The 17,574-nt window shown below is 59.1% G+C and carries 13 protein-coding genes and 2 pseudogenes; 3 read left to right on the top strand and 12 right to left on the bottom strand.

The genetic code is table 11. The features are described from left to right. Positions 1-12: 12 nt before the first annotated feature. The 3 genes and pseudogenes from HA48_RS06290 to cho all read left to right on the top strand — a co-directional run bounded on the left by HA48_RS06290 (position 13) and on the right by cho (position 3,108). A complete protein-coding gene (locus HA48_RS06290; protein ID WP_128600267.1) occupies positions 13-1,203 on the top strand; it encodes a multidrug effflux MFS transporter in 1,191 nt (396 codons plus the stop codon). A 117-nt stretch (positions 1,204-1,320) separates the two neighbouring features. Continuing rightward, positions 1,321-2,148, top strand: coding sequence for an ammonia-dependent NAD(+) synthetase (gene nadE / locus HA48_RS06285; RefSeq protein WP_128600266.1), 828 nt, complete (start codon positions 1,321-1,323; stop codon positions 2,146-2,148). A 100-nt stretch (positions 2,149-2,248) separates the two neighbouring features. Beyond that, a pseudogene (gene cho, locus HA48_RS06280) lies at positions 2,249-3,108 on the top strand (excinuclease Cho). Positions 3,109-3,188: 80 nt separating this feature from the next. On the opposite strand, the gene spy reads toward cho, so the two are convergent. The 12 genes and pseudogenes from spy to HA48_RS06220 form a co-directional block, all read right to left on the bottom strand. After that, complete coding sequence (gene spy / locus HA48_RS06275) at positions 3,189-3,683, bottom strand: ATP-independent periplasmic protein-refolding chaperone Spy (RefSeq protein ID WP_128600265.1); 495 nt, start codon at positions 3,681-3,683, stop codon at positions 3,189-3,191. Between the two features lie 401 nt (positions 3,684-4,084). After that, a complete protein-coding gene (gene astE, locus HA48_RS06270; protein ID WP_128600264.1) occupies positions 4,085-5,080 on the bottom strand; it encodes a succinylglutamate desuccinylase in 996 nt (331 codons plus the stop codon). A gap of 42 nt (positions 5,081-5,122) precedes the next feature. Next, complete coding sequence (gene astB, locus HA48_RS06265) at positions 5,123-6,451, bottom strand: N-succinylarginine dihydrolase (protein ID WP_128600263.1); 1,329 nt, start codon at positions 6,449-6,451, stop codon at positions 5,123-5,125. Further along, positions 6,448-7,917 (bottom strand): succinylglutamate-semialdehyde dehydrogenase, encoded by a 1,470-nt coding sequence (gene astD / locus HA48_RS06260; protein WP_128600262.1) that lies wholly within the window; start codon positions 7,915-7,917, stop codon positions 6,448-6,450. Before astD ends, astB begins: the two co-directional genes overlap by 4 nt. 2 nt (positions 7,918-7,919) lie before the next feature. Continuing rightward, positions 7,920-8,945: an arginine N-succinyltransferase gene (astA, locus tag HA48_RS06255; RefSeq protein ID WP_128600261.1), complete on the bottom strand. Its 1,026-nt coding sequence runs from the start codon at positions 8,943-8,945 to the stop codon at positions 7,920-7,922. After that, positions 8,942-10,162 carry an aspartate aminotransferase family protein gene (locus HA48_RS06250; RefSeq protein ID WP_128600260.1) on the bottom strand — a complete coding sequence of 407 codons (1,221 nt, stop codon included), beginning with the start codon at positions 10,160-10,162 and terminating at the stop codon, positions 8,942-8,944. Before HA48_RS06250 ends, astA begins: the two co-directional genes overlap by 4 nt. A gap of 471 nt (positions 10,163-10,633) precedes the next feature. Then, positions 10,634-12,069: pseudogene (locus tag HA48_RS06245) on the bottom strand (YchO/YchP family invasin). A 337-nt stretch (positions 12,070-12,406) separates the two neighbouring features. After that, complete coding sequence (gene cheZ, locus HA48_RS06240) at positions 12,407-13,048, bottom strand: protein phosphatase CheZ (protein WP_128600259.1); 642 nt, start codon at positions 13,046-13,048, stop codon at positions 12,407-12,409. A gap of 9 nt (positions 13,049-13,057) precedes the next feature. Beyond that, positions 13,058-13,447 (bottom strand): chemotaxis response regulator CheY, encoded by a 390-nt coding sequence (gene cheY, locus HA48_RS06235; protein WP_034915469.1) that lies wholly within the window; start codon positions 13,445-13,447, stop codon positions 13,058-13,060. A 39-nt stretch (positions 13,448-13,486) separates the two neighbouring features. Next, a complete protein-coding gene (locus tag HA48_RS06230) occupies positions 13,487-14,536 on the bottom strand; it encodes a protein-glutamate methylesterase/protein-glutamine glutaminase (protein ID WP_128600258.1) in 1,050 nt (349 codons plus the stop codon). Beyond that, complete coding sequence (gene cheR, locus HA48_RS06225; protein ID WP_128600257.1) at positions 14,533-15,408, bottom strand: protein-glutamate O-methyltransferase CheR; 876 nt, start codon at positions 15,406-15,408, stop codon at positions 14,533-14,535. The genes HA48_RS06230 and cheR overlap by 4 nt, the downstream gene beginning before the upstream one ends. Before the next feature lie 104 nt (positions 15,409-15,512). Next, positions 15,513-17,192, bottom strand: coding sequence for a methyl-accepting chemotaxis protein (locus HA48_RS06220; RefSeq protein ID WP_128600256.1), 1,680 nt, complete (start codon positions 17,190-17,192; stop codon positions 15,513-15,515). Positions 17,193-17,574: the final 382 nt, after the last annotated feature.

Here is a 17,574-nt window from a genome sequence, read left to right as displayed (position 1 = left end):
CACTGAGGATCAATGACACCTGCACACTCTAACCGGCTGGTTTATGCCATTACGCTGGGCCTGCTGGCAGCGCTCGGGCCGCTCTGTATCGATCTCTATCTGCCAGCCCTGCCTGAGCTGGCCCGCGATCTGCACACCGAAACCGCAACGGCGCAGCTCAGCCTGACCGCTGGCCTGCTCGGTCTGGGTGCCGGACAGCTACTGTTTGGACCGATGAGCGATAAATTTGGTCGCATCCGCCCGCTGCTGCTGTCGCTGGTGCTGCTGTTTATCGCCTCAATTGGCTGTGCGCTGGCAAAAGATATTCACGCGCTGCTGGTAGCGCGCCTGTTTGAAGGGTTAGCCGGAGCCGGCGGCGCGGTATTGTCGCGTGCGATTGCGCGCGACATGTACAGCGGGCATGAACTGACGCGCTTCTTCGCCCTGCTGATGCTGGTAAATGGCCTCGCGCCGATTGGTGCCCCGGTATTGGGCGGGGTTCTGATGACGATGCTCAACTGGCGGGGCATTTTTGTTGTACTGGGCGTCATCGCCATTCTGCTGATCTTCCTGGCGCGCTGGAAGCTACACGAGACGCTACCGGCCGAACGGCGCAGTCAGGGCTCGCTGTGGTCCGCCTGGGCGGCGCTCGGCCAGGTGATCGCACACCGGCCATTTATGGGCTTCTGCCTGACGCAGGGTTTTATGATGTCCGGCATGTTTGCCTACATTGGCGCGTCACCGTTTGTCTTGCAGCAGATTTACGGCCTGTCGCCGCAGGCATTCAGCTTCTGCTTCGCCGCCAACGGTTTCGGTCTGATAATTGCATCACAAACCAGCGCGCGCCTCTGCCCGCTCTGGGGCGAGTATCGGGTGCTGAAAGGCGGCCTGACGCTGGCATTTGTCGCTTCCAGCTGTCTGTTGCTGGCTGGTATTACCGGCGCATCACTGCCGATTGTGCTGGTGGCGCTGTTCTTCACTATTGCCAGTAATGGCGTGATCGCGACCACCGCATCGTCGCTGGCGATGCAGAGCCAGGGTCATCGCGCCGGCAGCGCGTCGGCGGTAATTGGGGTGACGATGTTCACGCTGGGTGCGATCAGCGTGCCAATCAGCGGCCTCGGCGGTACATCACTGCTCAGTATGACCGCGACCATCTTCGGCTGCTTCATGCTGGCGATCCTGATGTTCCTGCTGCTGGCACGGAAACCGAAAAGCGCCTGATTCGCCAGCAGCTGAACCGGACAACAAGCCGTTCGGCTTGTTGTTTTGCCGCAGAGACGTTAGCTTTAGCAACAGGTCCGCATTGTGCCGTCAGGCGACTGATTTGAGGAGAGGTTCATGTCATTGCAGCAGGAAATCATTGAAGCCCTTGGAGTTAAACCGGTTATCGACCCGCAACAGGAGATCCGCGTCAGCGTCGATTTTCTCAAGTCCTACCTGAAAGCGCATCCGTTTTTGAAGACGCTGGTGCTGGGTATCAGCGGCGGTCAGGACTCAACCCTGACCGGCAAGCTGTCGCAGATGGCCATCAGCGAGTTGCGCGAAGAGAGCGGCGATCGGGATTACGCATTTATCGCCGTGCGTCTGCCGTATGGCGTACAGGCGGATGAGCAGGATTGTCAGGATGCACTGGCCTTTATTCAGCCAGACCGCACGCTGGTGGTGAATATCAAAGAGGCGGTGCTGGCCAGCGAGCGTGCCCTCAAGGATGCCGGTATTACCCTGTCCGATTTTGTACGCGGTAATGAAAAAGCTCGCGAACGCATGAAAGCGCAGTACAGCATCGCCGGTATGAGCAAAGGTGTGGTCGTAGGTACGGATCATGCGGCCGAGGCCGTTACCGGTTTCTATACCAAGTACGGCGACGGCGGCAGCGACATTAACCCGATTTTCCGCCTGAACAAAGGCCAGGGAAAACAGCTGCTCAAGACGCTGGGCTGTCCGGAGCATCTCTACCTCAAGCACCCAACGGCAGATCTGGAAGACGATCGTCCGGGGCTGCAGGATGAGGTGGCGCTGGGCGTAACCTATCAGCAGATTGATGATTTTCTTGAAGGCAAAACCATTGATGCCGACGCAGCGAAAACCATTGAAGGCTGGTATCTGAAAACCGAGCACAAGCGTCGTCCGCCTGTGACCGTGTTTGACGACTTCTGGAAGCGATAAACCCTGCCGGTTTCCCGTGCTCTGCGGGAAACCCTCTCTCACTGGCGAGAAAATGTTCGCGCTGATATACTGTATGCACAACCAGTAAGCGGAGCGTTCTTTGGTCAGACGAGCAACCAGCCATCGCCTCGAATTCGATGCGGCGGCAATCTATCAATATCCCGAGCATTTACGTCAATGGCTGGAGGGGTTACCCAAAGTGCCTGGCGTATATACCTTCCATGGCGAGAGTGAAAATCTGCCGCTCTATATCGGCAAGAGCATCAATCTGCGCAGCCGGGTGATGGCCCATTTCCGTACGCCGGATGAAGCCAGCATGCTGCGCCAGGCGCGGCGCGTGAGCTGGATCCCGACCGCAGGGGATGTCGGCGCCCAACTGCTGGAAGCGCAGATGATTAAAACGCAGCAGCCGTTATTCAATAAACGCCTGCGTAAAAATCGTCAGCTCTGTTCGCTTCAGCTGGGCGAAGGCGCGCCGCAGGTGGTCTACGCGCGCGACGTCGATTTCTCCTGTTCACCTAATCTCTATGGCCTGTTTCGCAGCCGCTTTGCCGCGCTGGAGAAGCTGAAGAGCCTCGCCGACGAGCTGCGCCTGTGTCACGGTCTGCTGGGGCTGGAGAGCTTGCGCCCTGGCCGCGGCTGTTTCCGTGCGGCGCTGAAGCGCTGTGCCGGCGCTGTTGCGGTCAGGAGCCGGTCGCCGATCATCAGCAGCGGCTGCGCGAAGGTCTGGAGCAGCTGCGCGTGGTGTGCTGGCCATGGCAGGGACCAGTAGGGATGGTGGAGACCGGTGTCGAAATGACGCAGATTCACGTTATCGATCACTGGTTCTGGCTGGGCTCGGTGAGTACCGAAGCGGAAGCGCGTCAGCTGCAGCGTGCGCGTCAGGGATTTGACCACGACGGTTATAAAATTCTCTGCCGGCCTCTGCTCTCTGGCGTCTTCCCGCTGATTGAGCTGTAACGCAAAACCGCCGACGCTGCCCATAGCTTACTTTTGCCATGGACAACGTCGGCGGTCTCAAACCGATTTAACTAAACGGCTTATTCGCCCTCAGCCGGTGGTGGTGGCATTTTACCGTCATGCGGGCCTTTCTCTGTCAGACGTTTCTCAAAGTTAGCGTTGTACTGCTTTTTCTGCTCTGGCGTCAGCACGTTGTAGATCTTGTTTTGCGTCTCCATCATCTGCAGCGCGTTCTCTTTGGCATTTGCCGTCATCTTCTCAGCCTGCGCCTCTGCTTTTGCACGGTCAAAGGTATCGGCAGCGATGATGCTATGATTGGCGCGGCGCTCTTCCAGCGACGGACGCTTCATCTCTTTATGGCTGTCACGCAGGATAGTGTGGATTTGGGTTTTCTGCGCGTCGGTTAAGTTAACGCCTTTGAACATCATCTCCATACCGTGATGACGCATCGGCTTGTGCATCGGCTTTTCGCTACCTGCCGGCGGCGGTGTCAGGTTATCTGCCGCAGCGTGGACGATATTGGCTGCACCAAAAGCCATTGCGGTAGCCAGGAAGAGGGAAGTCAGTTTACGCATAATATTGTCCTTACTTTTCAGTTTTATGACGACAGCCTGTGTCGCGTCTTCGGAAACAAGCATACGACGCTGAACGTCAACTACTCAGAGGCTGAGTAAAGCCCTGCAAGCATAAAAGACAGAAATCGGGCAATCATGAAGAGATTGCGAAGAAATGCGTGAGGAATTGCAAAAGAGTATGACGATTAAGGGAAAAACGCAGGAATTGCGGAGGAGTGTAATGGCTTTGTCGGGATTCAGGAAGGGAAATGTGTGCTGAAAACGGTGCTGATCTCTGGCACACCTGCCGCGTGATGTCCGGGCTTGCCTCACCCTCTCTTCTGCTTTTGCCTGTCGGGGTGGCGACCCGTCCGGGCCGCCAGATGCGCCGCTGCCGGCGCACTACAATAGTGATACGTCGCTTACAGCGCCAGCGCCCCGGTCTGCGGCGTCTCTTCCACCAGCATCAAGCCGGCGCGCAGGCCGGGCGCCACGTTGGGGTTGGGAAACAGCACATACTCGCGTGCCTGCTGCACGTAGTAGCGCGTATCGCCCTCCTCTGCCAGCAAGGTGCCCTGCGGAAAGGCGGTAAAATTCAGCGTCTCCGGCCCCATATGCAGAATAAAGTCATCGCTGTGGCGGGTGATCTGCTGCGCGACGCGGTAGTGCCGCGGCGTTTCATGCACCGCGGGCAGAGCCTCGCCATACAGCAGAGCCGCCAGCGCCTGCTGCACGCCGCTGAACTGGTTTAAATCATTCTCCCCAAACGGCAGCGCTCTCCCCAGCTCCAGCGTACAGCTCGCGGCATCATAGTGTTCACAGCTAAAGTGCGTGAAGGTGCCGCCCGGCGTGCGATGAAACACCAGCGCGTCCAGATTCGCTGCCGCCAGCCAGTGGAGAAAATCGTCCGGCCACGGATGCGTATTCAGCGGCATAACGCCGAAACGTGCATGATACGACCCGCGAATCGCCGTATGTAAATCGAGGTGCCAGCGGATCTCGTGATCGCGGCATTCGCGCCAGAAGTTCTCCAGCGCGCGCTCCAGCTGTAGTGCGCGCCGCGCCTCTGGCACATCAGATACCTGCTGCCAGCGCCCGCCAAACAGGCGATTGATATCATGCTGCTGATAGCGCTTGCCGCTGCGCAGCGCCGCCGGATTCCCGAGCAGCACCAACAGCCGCACTGCCAGCGGTCTCTCGCCGCTCAGCAGCGGCTCCAGTAGCAGATTAAGAATCTCAACCGGCGCCGTTTCATTGCCATGGATACCGGCCGACAGCACCAGCGCCTGACGCGAAGGATTGACCGGCGTCAGGGATAAAATGCCCTCATCGTGCCACTGCCAGTGCAGATGGGCATTACTGCCCTGCCGCTGCGCAGGCGGCGTCCCCGACAGGGTTTGTTGTAAAAAGTCCTGCATGTGCACTCCTTTCTGCTCAGGGGCGGATTTACCGCCCCGGCGTTAACGCTGAAATGCGTAGACACTGCCTAAGTCTAGCAGCTGTGTCAGTTCATCCAGCGCCTGGCGCCCTTCGCTTAGCAGTTGCGGATCGGCGAGATCGGTCTGGGTCAGGCGATCGCGGTAGTGGCGATCCACCCACGCATTCAGCGTGGCAAACAGGCGATCGTTCATCAGCACCGCCGGATTGATCGCCTGCCGTTCCGCCTCTGTCAACACCACGCGCAGCCGCAGACACGCAGGCCCGCCGCCGTTGCACATACTCTCACGCAGATCGAACACCTTAAGCTCGCGAATCGGTCCACCGCTCTCCACCTGCTCGCACAGATAGCGCCAGACGCCGGCATGCTGGCGGGACTCCTCCGGCAGCACCAGCAGCATCCCGCCCGCCGGGCGCTGCAGCAGCTGGCTGTTGAACAGATAGGTCTGCACCGCATCCGCCACGGAGACGCGATCGCGCGGCACGACGATGGGCTGGAATCCCGGCACCTTCGTCGCCAGCTGCTGCAACAGCTGCGGCTGATCGACAAACGCCTCTTCGTGACAGAAGAGCACCTGCTGATTACTTACCGCGATCACATCATTATGAAACACACCCTGATCGATCACCGCCGGACTCTGCTGCGCAAACAGCGTGCGTTCACTGTGCAACTGATGCAAACGCGCCACCGCCTCGCTGGCTTCACGCGTCTGCCGCGCCGGATAACGTACCGGTGCGGCCCCGTGCTGCTGCCCTTCGCGACCATAAATAAACAGCTGTACGCCAGGCGCGCCATAGTCCGCCCCGAAGCGGTTGTGGTTAGCGGCCCCCTCATCGCCGAACAGCGCAACCTGAGGCAGCGCGTCATGCACGCTGAAGTGGCGCGAATCGCGAAAGATGGCGCGCAGCAGATCGGCCGTCTCCGGCGCTTCAATCGCACGATGAAATTTATTGTTGAGGTTAGCGACGGTGAGATGGACGCGGCCATCGGCACTGTCAGCCGAAGGTGACACCGTGGCCGCGTTGGCCACCCACATCGCCGAGGCCGAGCTGGCCGCAGACAGCAGCTGCGGAGCCTGCTGCGCCGCGCGTACCAGCACCTGCTCATCGCTGCCGCTGAAACCCAGCTGGCGCAGCAGCGGCAGATTCGGGCGCTCATGCGGCGGGATAACGCCCTGCACATAGCCCATATCCGCCAGCGTTTTCATCTTTTGCAGCCCCTGCTTTGCCGCCAGACGCGGATTAGAGGGCTGCAGCTGGTTGCGGGTGGAGGCCTCATTGCCGAACGAGAGCCCGGCATAGTGGTGCGTCAGGCCAACCAGACCATCGAAATTGGCTTCGAATGCCTTCATGGGGTCGTCCCCTGCGCAGAGAAATCGAGCCCGGGCGAGAGGCTATCCGGCAGCGCCAGGTGCGGGCTCTCCAGCGAGGCCATCGGCCAGGCGCAGTAATCCGCTGCATACCAGGCGCTGGCGCGGTGGTTACCGGATGCTCCGATGCCGCCAAACGGCGCTGAACTGGCGGCGCCGGTCAGCGGTTTATTCCAGTTAACGATACCGGCACGCGCCTCCAGCAGCAGTTGATCAAACTGTTCACGCACCGGTGAGATGAGCCCGCATGACAAACCGTAGCGCGTATTATTCGCGATGCCGATGGCCTGCGCGTAGCTGTCGTAGCGGATCACCTGCAAGAGCGGACCAAACACCTCTTCGTCGGGCAGATCGGCCACGCCGGTCATCTCAATGATGCCCGGGGTAATAATGGCGCTGTCGCGATCCGGCCAGCGCATGGCGAGCAGCACCTTGCCGCCGAGGTCAACACGCTGCTGCCAGGCGCTAAAGATCTGCCCGGCGGCGGCTGGCGAAATGACGCTACCCATAAACGGCTGTGGCTCTGCGTTCCACGCTGCCGGCTGCAGACGTGCGCTCACCGCCACCAGCCGCTGCAGAAACGCATCGCCCGCCGCGCCGCGCTTCACCAGCAGGCGACGCGCACAGGTGCAGCGCTGGCCGGCGGTGATAAACGCCGATTGAATCGCGATGTGCACGGCGCCGTCGATATCCGCGGGATCTTCAACGATCAAAGCGTTGTTGCCACCCATCTCCAGCGCCAGCATTTTTTCCGGCTGCCCGGCAAACTGCCGGTGCAGGTGATAGCCGGTGGCGGCGCTGCCGGTAAACAGCACCCCATCAATCTGGGTCTCCTGCGCCAGCGCCTGGCCGGTTTCACGGCCGCCCTGCACCAGCGCCATGACGCCCGCCGGTAAACCCGCCTGCTGCCACAGCTGCACCGTTTTCTCGGCGGTGAGCGGCGTCAGCTCGCTGGGCTTGAACACCACACAGTTGCCGGCCAGCAGAGCGGGCACGATGTGTCCGTTCGGCAGATGGCCCGGGAAGTTGTAGGGCCCGAACACGGCCAGCACGCCGTGCGGCCGGTGGCGCAGCGAGCTTTCGCCCTCTGCCTGCTCCCCGGTGCGCTCATGGTACGCCTTGATCGAAATGGCGATTTTATTGATCATCGCCTGCACTTCGGTCAGCGTCTCCCAGCGCGGTTTGCCGGTCTCCTGCGCAATGGTCTCTGCCAGTTCGTTTTTGTGGCTCTCCAGTAAGCGGCCAAAGCTCTCTGCTAACGCTTGCCGTTCGGCAAAGGGCCGACGTGCCCAGGCGGGAAACGCGGCGCGCGCGGCTTCACAGGCGGCCGCGACCTGGTCTGGCGCTGCTGCTTTACCCTGCCATAACGTTTCGCCACTGACCGGATTCTGTTTATTAAAGCCCTCAGCGCCACCGGCCAGCCATTGTCCATTAATAAAATGCGTCATGCTTATTTCTCCTCGCGACAAAGCGTGACCACACGCAGTGCGTCGCCATACTGACAGCACAGCGCTGCGCGCTGGCTGGCGTTAATCCGGACTTCACCTGACTGCATATCCACCGGCAGCAGCGCGACGCGGAACTGGTGATAATCACTGTTCGCCACCAGACAGAGCGGCCAGTTGTGATCGGCTTCACCCGCCACGGCCTGCAACACCTTGCTTTTACGGATCGCGCGGATGCGGTCGATTTCACACTCCAGCGTTGGGCCGCCATCGAAAATATCGACGTAATTGAGGTAGCGGAAGCCTTCCGCTTCCAGCACGGCTCGCGCCGGGGCGGTTTTAGGGTGCACTTCGCCAATCACCTTTTGCGCCGCCTCGGACAGATAGTCGATATAGAGCGGGTGCTTTGGCATCAGCTCGGCGATAAAGGCTTTTTGTCCGGTGCCGCTCAGGAAGTCCGCCTTGCGGAACTCCATTGAAAAGAAGCGGCTGCCGACGCTATCCCAAAACGGCGAGTGCCCCGCATCGTCGCTGACGCCGCGCATCTCTGCCACCACGTGCTGCATGAAGCGGTCGCGAAAATTGGCCATAAACAGAAAGCGCGATTTCGATAGCAGATAGCCGTTCTTGCCATCGCGATAGTCGGGATCGAGGAATAGCGTACAGAGCTCGCTGCTGCCGGTGTGATCGTTGCTGAGAGAGAGTGTCGGCAAGCTGGCGTAAACGTTGAGCTCTTTCGAGGCGTGTACCTGCGTCCCCACGCGAAAGTTGTACCACGGCTCTTGCAGGCCAACGGCGACCTCAATGGCACAGATGCCTACTGCACGGTTATCTTCGCTGTCTGCCAGCACAAACACATAGCCCTGTTCGCCACGCGGCAGCGCATCCTGCCAGGTCAGCAGTGAGCGCTCAATACGGGCTTTTAGCGTATCGCTATCCACCGGCAGCGAGGTGAGCCCGCCGCCGGTTTTGCCCGCCAGCGACAGCAGCTGCGCCAGATCGTCATGTTCGACGGGGCGAATCACCATCATGATGTGGCTCCTTTGAGTATGCGGGCGCAAGCGCGTTCAAAGCGTGCCAGCCCCTCCTGCACTTCACGTTCGCTGATATTCAGCGCCGGTGCGAAGCGCACCACATTGGCACCGGCAATCAGCACCATCACGCCCTCTTCAGCCGCCGTGAGGTTGAACTGTTTGGCTTTACCGGCGAAATCTTCATTCAGCACGGCGCCAATCAGCAGCCCCAGGCCGCGGATCTCTTTAAAGACCGGCAGACGCTGATTGAGCTGGTGCAGCGCATCAACGAACCACTGATGCCGCTCCGCGACGCCGCTGAGGAAGGCGGGCTGGTTAACCACATCCATGACTTTACCGGCAACGGCGCCCGCCAGCGGGTTGCCGCCGTAAGTGGTGCCGTGCGTGCCCACGCCCATCACCAGCGCCAGATCTTCACGCGTCAGCATGGCGCCAATCGGGAAGCCGCCGCCCAGCGCTTTCGCCGTGCTCAGCACATCTGGCGTCACGCCATAGTGCATGTAAGCGTAGAGCGAACCGGTACGGCCGACCCCGCTCTGCACCTCATCGAAAATCAGCAGCGCCTGATGCTTGTCGCACAGCTCACGCAGGCCACGCAGGAAAGCCGGATCGGCGGGCAGTACACCGCCTTCGCCCTGGATGGGCTCCACGATCACCGCACAGGTGTTGTCATCAATCAGCGCCGCCGCTGAAGCAAGATCGTTGTATGTGGCGTGCTGAATAGCGGGCGGCAGCGGTGCGAAATCACGTGAATAGGCCGGCTGGCCGCCTGCCGAAACGGTGAACAGCGTACGGCCATGGAAAGCGTTGTTGAAGGCGACGATGCCGTTTTTCTCTGCACTGAAACGGTCATGCGCCACTTTGCGCGCCAGTTTAAGTGCGGCTTCGTTGGCTTCTGCGCCAGAGTTACAGAAGAAAACGCGATCGGCGAAGGTGGCATCAATCAGCTGTTTTGCCAGGCGGAGGATGGGTTCATTGGTGTAGCCATTGCCGGTGTGCCACAGTTTGCCCGCCTGCTCTGTCAGCGCCTGTTGTAAATCAGGATGCGCATGGCCCAGCGCGTTAACGGCGATACCGCCGGCAAAGTCGATGTAATCTTTGCCCTGCTGGTCCCACAGCGTTGAGCCCTCGGCACGTACCGGCACAAAAGCCGCAGGGGCGTAAACCGGCATCATCCATTGATCAAAATCGTGACGTGAAACCTGCAGTGACATAGCCATCTCTCCTGCCTCACAACGGTGAAGCCTTTGTTTTAAAATTGTTAAATAAGGTAAGTTGCCGCTCGACTATAAAGTGCAGTAAGCGTGCCAGCCAGAGGGGGAAATGCATAAAATGAGTTCAGTAACAGAATATCAATGACTTACAGCCAAGCGATATGCATAATTAATGCATAAAAAGTGAATAATTATCTGAAGAGAGCCTGCTGGCAGAGAATTATTTAGCAGAGTTATGCAGTGGCGAAACGAAATGTTGCTTTTGTGATCGCACAGCAAATATTTCGCCAAAATGAGGCGAAATTTGCTCCCAATCAGAGCAGCTGGCACTGGTCTGGTGCAGCCCCGGCGCGATCATCGCGTCAGTGACTGGTTAAAATAACCGCAATCTTTCACAAATAAGTAACCAGTCAGCCAGGTGAGTGTCCGTGAGTAGTGGCGGCCCGCAGGACCGCCAGCCGGACCGGCGGGCTATGGCGCCATCAGATCGAACTGATTTCTGCTGCCCTGATCGAGCGCAACGGGCGCCTGCAGTTGCAGGGTAATCCAGTTCGAGGTCACACGATTTTGCTTACTGTCTTCCAGCGTAACCGACAGCCGATAGCTGTTGCTGGCGCCAGGCGTGCTATCCCAGGCGGGCATAATGATACTCCAGCCCTGAGGGTCGTTGGGGTTGGCGCCGGGCGTCAGGCTCAGCGCCTGCGTATCACCCTGCCAGCTCACTTTACTGATCGGGTTGGCGCTGCGAATTTGCAGCTTCAGCGGCAGGCTCTCACCCGCATCCAGCTGCCACGGCGGCGTGGCGAGAAACACCGATAGCGTTTTACGCTGGCGGAACGCCAGCACCGGCGAACTGCTGCGCGTTACCGTATCGTACCGGCTACCGCGCAGTGAACGTGCAGCATCCACGTTATCCGGACTAAGCTGCTGGCTGAGCGCCACGCCAAACCGGTAGTTGAGGCGCAAACCCAGCTGATCCTGACTTTCACCTTCACTGCTGGTTTTATGGCTGGCTGAAACCGTCACCAGCGGAACCGGCGTGTAGGAGAGGCCCAGCGTGAGCGCGGATGGATTGTGATAACGGTTGCCGGAATTAAACAGATCGACATTTTCGCCCAGGTACTGCTGCCAGCTGACGGATACGCCCAGCTGGCGGTAGAACGGCAGGTAACCCTGGGTGGTTAAATCGTAACCGCGCGCCAGGCGCTGCTGCTGGAAAGGATTGCGATTTTGCCAGCCGGAGAGCGGCGTATAGTAGTTGGCGGAGAAGCGCAGATAATCGCTCCAGGCTTCCGTCCCCAGTGAGGCGCGCTGCAAACCGCTGCTGAACAGCCGGTCCACAAATCCGTTGTAGCCCAGCAGCCAGCTCCCGGCCACCCAGCGCTGCCCTAACCCGAAATTGCCCACCATGCCGTCATCGGTCTGATGCACACCAAGCTGGCTAAAGGTGAGGTATTGGTAGCGATCTGCCCACGGCGTCAGCAGAGATGCGCCGCTCCCCGTGAAGTTGCCTTCCATATCCACGTTGAAATCGATCTGTGCCTGCCATAGGGTGACAGCAGCGACTGCCCCTCATCGACCACCCGGTCCGCCACCTCATCGCGCAGGTGATTGAACGCCCAGATGCCGGCTTGCTGGCCCAGCGTAGTGTCATCGCTGCTGTTCTGGCTGGCTTCACCGATGCTCTTCGCAATGGTAGCCAGCCTCTTGCTGAAGGCGGCGCTGTCATCCTGATAACCCAGCGCCGGCAGATCATCCGCCATTTTCTGGAAGCGTGCCGGATCGGCAAAGGGAGCCGCCGGGACGCGGGTCTCATCAGTAAGCGCCCGGGCAGGCGCGACGGCAAGCAGTGCCGGAACGGCACACAGAAGCGATAATTTTTTGCGATTCAGGACCAGTGACAACATAGCAAATAGGGGTTCATTTAGCTCAGAATTAGAGGTGGCTCACAAAACTGCACTAACTTACCTTAACACATCCTCACAATACCGTAGGACATGTCTTGCTCTGTTTAAGATTTCGCACCAATGGGTTAGCGCGAAATTTCCCGGTGCGCATGAATGCGCACCCTACAATGGGCGTGCGTGATATTGAGATGATATGTCGCGGTGCGCATGAATGCGCACCCTACAAAGGGCGCATGTGATGTTGGGATGATATGTCGCGGTGCGCATGAATGCGCACCCGACGGGCAGGGCTGAAAGAGACGTAGGGTCGGCATTTATGCCGACCGCTACCATCACATCAAAAACCTAAGCTATCCAGCAGGTCATCGACCTGATCCTGGCTGGATACCACGCCAGGGGCGTTCGCATGAATCTGCGGGCCGTTCAGCAGGCTATTGCCCTCTTTACGCGCCGCCGCGTTGGCTTCCGGCATGTTCTCCAGCAGCACCATCAGCAACTGACGCTCGATCTCCTGGATCACATCCATCATGCGCTTGATCACCTGACCGGTCAGATCCTGGAAATCCTGCGCCATCATGATCTCGAGCAGTTGCTTGTTGGTGTACGACGTGTGCCCCGGAACATCGGTCAGGAACTGGCGCGTATCCGAAACCAACTCGCGGGCATCTGCCAGCTCAATCGGGTTTTCAAACCATGCGTCCCAGCGGCCTTTCAGCTGATTAGCACTGGCTTCCATTTGGTCCTGGTGCGGCTGCGCCGCTTCAACGCAGTTCAGTGCACGTTCTGCTGCCTGCGCGGTCATCTGCACCACATAATCCAGACGATCGCGCGCGTCCGGAATCGCTTCTGCCGCTTCGGCAATCGCCTGATCTAACCCCAGCTCACGCAGGCTGTCGCGCAGCATGCGCGTAAGCGAGCCGATGCGGGTGATAATGTCGTGTGCCGAGGCTTCTTCGGTTGGTTTCGGAAGGTCGCTCATCACATCTCCTTACATACCCAGTTTTTCGAAGATTTTGCCCAACTTCTCTTCCAGCGTGGCCGCAGTGAAAGGCTTCACCACATAGCCGCTGGCACCGGCCTGCGCGGCCGCGATGATGTTCTCTTTCTTCGCTTCAGCGGTCACCATCAGCACCGGCAGTTTGCCCAGCGTGGCATCGGCACGAATGGTCTGCAGCAGTTGCAGTCCATCCATGTTTGGCATGTTCCAGTCGGAGATCACGAAGTCAAACCCACCGGCACGCAGTTTGGTCAGTGCGTCCACACCGTCCTCTGCCTCTTCGACGTTATTGAAACCCAGCTCTTTCAGCAGGTTGCGGACAATACGACGCATCGTATTGAAATCGTCCACCACCAAAAAGCGCATGTTTTTATCAGCCATATTTACTCCTGTGTTGTCTTGTCCGGCAGGACCGGCTCGTTAAATTCGCAATGCCTGTCCGGCGCTAATTTTCGCCAGCATGTGCTGGCTGATGTGGCCTAAATCCACGACTTCACTGGCGCCGCCCATCGCTATCGCTTCGCGCGGCATGCCAAATACGACGCAGCTGGCTTCGTCCTGCGCAATGGTCCAGGCACCCGCGCGATGCATCTCCAGCATCCCCGCGGCACCGTCATTCCCCATCCCGGTCAGGATCACGCCGACTGCATTTCGCCCTGCGTTGACCGCAACCGAGCGAAACAGCACATCCACGGAGGGTTTGTGCCGGTTTACCGGTGGGCCATCGTTGAGCTTCACAACATAGTTCGCCCCGCTACGCGCCAGCTCCATGTGCATCGCGCCCGGCGCGATGTAGGCGTGGCCGGGCAGAATACGCTCGCCATCTTCCGCCTCTTTCACGGTAATCTGGCACAGCTTGTTCAGACGCTCAGCGAACGAACGGGTAAACCCTGGCGGCATGTGCTGGGTAATCAGCAGCGCCGGGCTGGTGGCCGGTAACGGCTGCAGTACATGACGAATCGCTTCGGTACCGCCGGTTGACGAACCAATAGCGATCAGCTTTTCACTGCTCAGCAGCGGACCCGCTTTCAGCATCGCCGGCGCTGGCGTAGCCGCACGCGCATGCAGTTTGGCGCGCGCCGCCGCACGGATCTTGTCCGCAATCATCTGGCTATAAGCCAGCATGCCTTCACGGATCCCCAGCTGCGGCTTGGTGACAAAATCCACAGCGCCCAGCTCCAGCGCGCGCAGCGTCACTTCCGATCCCTTGCCGGTCAGCGATGACACCATCACTACCGGCATCGGACGCAGACGCATCAGCTTCTCCAGAAAGTCGAGGCCATCCATACGGGGCATTTCGACATCCAGCGTCAGCACCTGCGGGTTATACTGTTTGATTAAATCCCGCGCCACCAGCGGGTCTGGCGCCGTCGCAACCATCTCCATATCGGGATGGCTATTGATGATCTCGGTCATCAATTGACGCATTAGCGCAGAGTCATCCACGCACATCACGGTGATTTTGCTCATCGTCTTTCCTTGGTCAGTCCGTAGACAGTCTGTCCGCGCAGCCAGAACTCTTTGCTGATCTGGCTAAAGTTCTCCGAGTGACCGGCGAACAGCAGGCCGCCTGGCTTTAACAGCGGTACAAAACGGCGCAGGATCTGCTCCTGAGTCTCTTTATCGAAGTAGATCATCACATTACGGCAGAAGATGGCGTCGAACGGTCCCGGTAACGCCCACTCATTTGCCAGCAAATTCAGCTGCGCATAGCTCACCATATTGGCCAGCTCAGAGCGCACACGGACCATGCCCTCATGCGGGCCGGTGCCGCGCAGGAAGAAGCGCTGCAGCTGTGATTGCGAAAGCGTACGCAGCTCCTCCTGGCGATAGACGCCCGCCACAGCTTTTTCCAGCACCTGCGTATCAATATCGCTGGCGTGAACCGTAAATTTCCCCGGTCCCGCACCCAGCGTCTCTGCCAGCGTCATGGCGATGGAGTACGGCTCTTCGCCAGTTGAGGCGGCGGTACTCCAGACGCTGTAACTGCCACTGCGCTTGCGCGCATGCTCCGCCAGAATCGGGAAGTGGTGCGCCTCGCGGAAAAATGAGGTCAGGTTGGTGGTCAGCGCATTAATAAACGCCTGCCACTCAGCACTGTTCTGATCCTGCTCCAGCAGCGCCAGATAGCGTCCAAAATCATCAATATTCAGCGTGCGCAGACGACGCACCAGGCGGTTATAAACCATCTCGCGCTTGTGATCGGCCAGCACGATGCCCGCGCGCTGGTAGATCAGCTGGCTGATACGACGAAAGTGTGCATCGGAAAGCGGCAGACGCTGCACCATCTGCGAGAGCAGCGTTGTCGTTTCATTTTGATCCAATAACGTCGATTTCTTCATTTCGGGTCACCCGGCAACAGACTGATTAATTTGTGATACTGCGGTTGCTACTGTGCTGCCAGTGCACACCATTCACACGGGCCGCCCTGCAGCGGCCACAAGGGTTAAAAGGTTTCCCAGTTATCGTCAGCGCCACGTGCTCCTGCCGGTTGCGCCAGCGCCTGTGGCGCTTTCTGACGCGCAATTTTCGGCGCTGTAGTTACGTTAACGGCCTGGGCGACAAATTCTTTACCAATATTGAACACTGCAACTGACTGCTTCAGTCGGCTAGCCTGATCTTCCAGCGCTGCCGCGGCTGTTGCAGACTCTTCCACCAGTGCGGCGTTCTGCTGCGTCACGCGATCCATCTCGTTAACGGCAAGGCCAACCTGGTCGATACCGCGGCTCTGCTCATCAGACGCCGAGGCAATTTCACCCATGATGTCCGTCACGCGCGTGACCGCACTGACGATTTCACTCATGGTCTCTCCGGCGCTCTCCACCAGCACTGAACCGGTATTAACGCGGCTTACCGAATCCTCAATCAGGCCCTTGATCTCTTTTGCGGCCTGCGCGCTACGCTGGGCCAGACTGCGCACTTCGCCCGCGACCACTGCAAAACCGCGCCCCTGCTCACCGGCACGCGCCGCTTCTACGGCCGCGTTCAGCGCCAGGATGTTGGTCTGGAAGGCGATGCCATCAATCACGCTGGTAATATCGGCAATTTTCTTCGAGCTGCCTGCAATGTCTTTCATGGTGGTGACCACGCCATCCACCACTTTTCCGCCCTGCTGCGCGGTCTCAGAGGCCGTCAGCGCCAGTTTGGATGCCTGACGGGCGTTCTCGGCGTTCTGTTTCACCGTGGCGGTCAGCTGCTCCATGCTGGCTGCGGTCTGCTCCAGCGAGGCGGCCTGCTGTTCAGTACGCGAGGAGAGATCGTTGTTGCCCATGGCAATTTCGCTGGCGCCGGTATAAATGGCGTCAGAACCGTCGCGCACGGTCCGGACGGTGCGCGCCAGCTCCTGCTGCATGTGCTGCAGCGAGCTGAGCAGATCGCCCATCTCATTACGCACGCTGACATCCACCGCCTGTGTGAGATCGCCGCGTGCGATATGGCGAATATGTTCGATGCTCTGCTTCAGTGGACGAATCAGGGCAGTACGCATGCCGCTCCACACCAGCGCAATCACCAGCAGCGTCACCAGCAGGGTGCCGAGCACCAGCAGAATGGAGCGCTGATAAGCGCTTTCATTCGCATCAATGCCCTGCTTTGCCAGCACAATGTTGTTGCTCAGCCAGGCGTTGTAATCGGTTTCAAATTTATTTTGAAAACCCTGGGTTGGCTGATCCACGAAGCCTTTAAAGTTGCCGGCGCCGAGGAAGTCAATCAGCTCCGCCAGCGCGCCGCGGAAGGCGTTGTAGTTTGCCTGCAGCGTCAGCACGTTCTCCGCGCTTTTGCCCTGCTCAGACAGGTTGGCATTGAACTCGGCAAAGCCCTGATCGGCCCTTGTTAACTCCTCGTTGGCCAGCGCCACCAGCTCTTTGACGGTGGCGCCTGAGCCTGCCTGCTGACCATCCAGCAGATAGCGGATACCGGCACGGTTCAGCGTATTACGCGCCTGTACCAGCGAGACCCATGAGGTGCCCATCGCCCGTTGCAGCGTACTGAGACGCTGGTTATAAGCGAAATTCTCTTTGTCGGCTTTCACCGTCGAAAAAAACATTCCTCCGGAAAACAGCTGCAGTAAGGCAAACAGCGCCAGCACGCACAGCAGGCCGGATACAACACGAACACGACTAAACATACACACCTCATTGGTTGGCGAATCGCTGGAGTTATCGGCGCGGGCGCGGGGATCTTTACGGATGTTGCAAGGGGTTTGACCAGCTGAAATCAGGGAGGAGTCGGCACAATTTCACATGGCCAGGCGGTACGCACTTTGCAGGGTCGGCATTTATGCTGACCCTGCATTCAGGTGCGCACGCATGCGCACCCTACAAAGGCGCTGTGTGACGTTTAATCTGATTAAAACGTTTCCCAATTGCCGTCACCTGCCGGCGCGGCGATCGCCTTGCGCGGCGTGCTGACCGGCTTCGCAGAGGGCTGACGTACTGCCATCGCAGACGGTGCCGCACGCGGAATGCGGAACACCGCCACCGCCTGGCTCAGACGGCTGGCCTGCTCCT

This window comes from Pantoea wallisii (genome assembly GCF_002095485.1).
Lineage (GTDB): Bacteria > Pseudomonadota > Gammaproteobacteria > Enterobacterales > Enterobacteriaceae > Pantoea > Pantoea wallisii.
The sequence above is the reverse complement of the archived record's forward strand: the minus strand, read 5'-3'. Positions and strand labels throughout refer to the sequence as shown.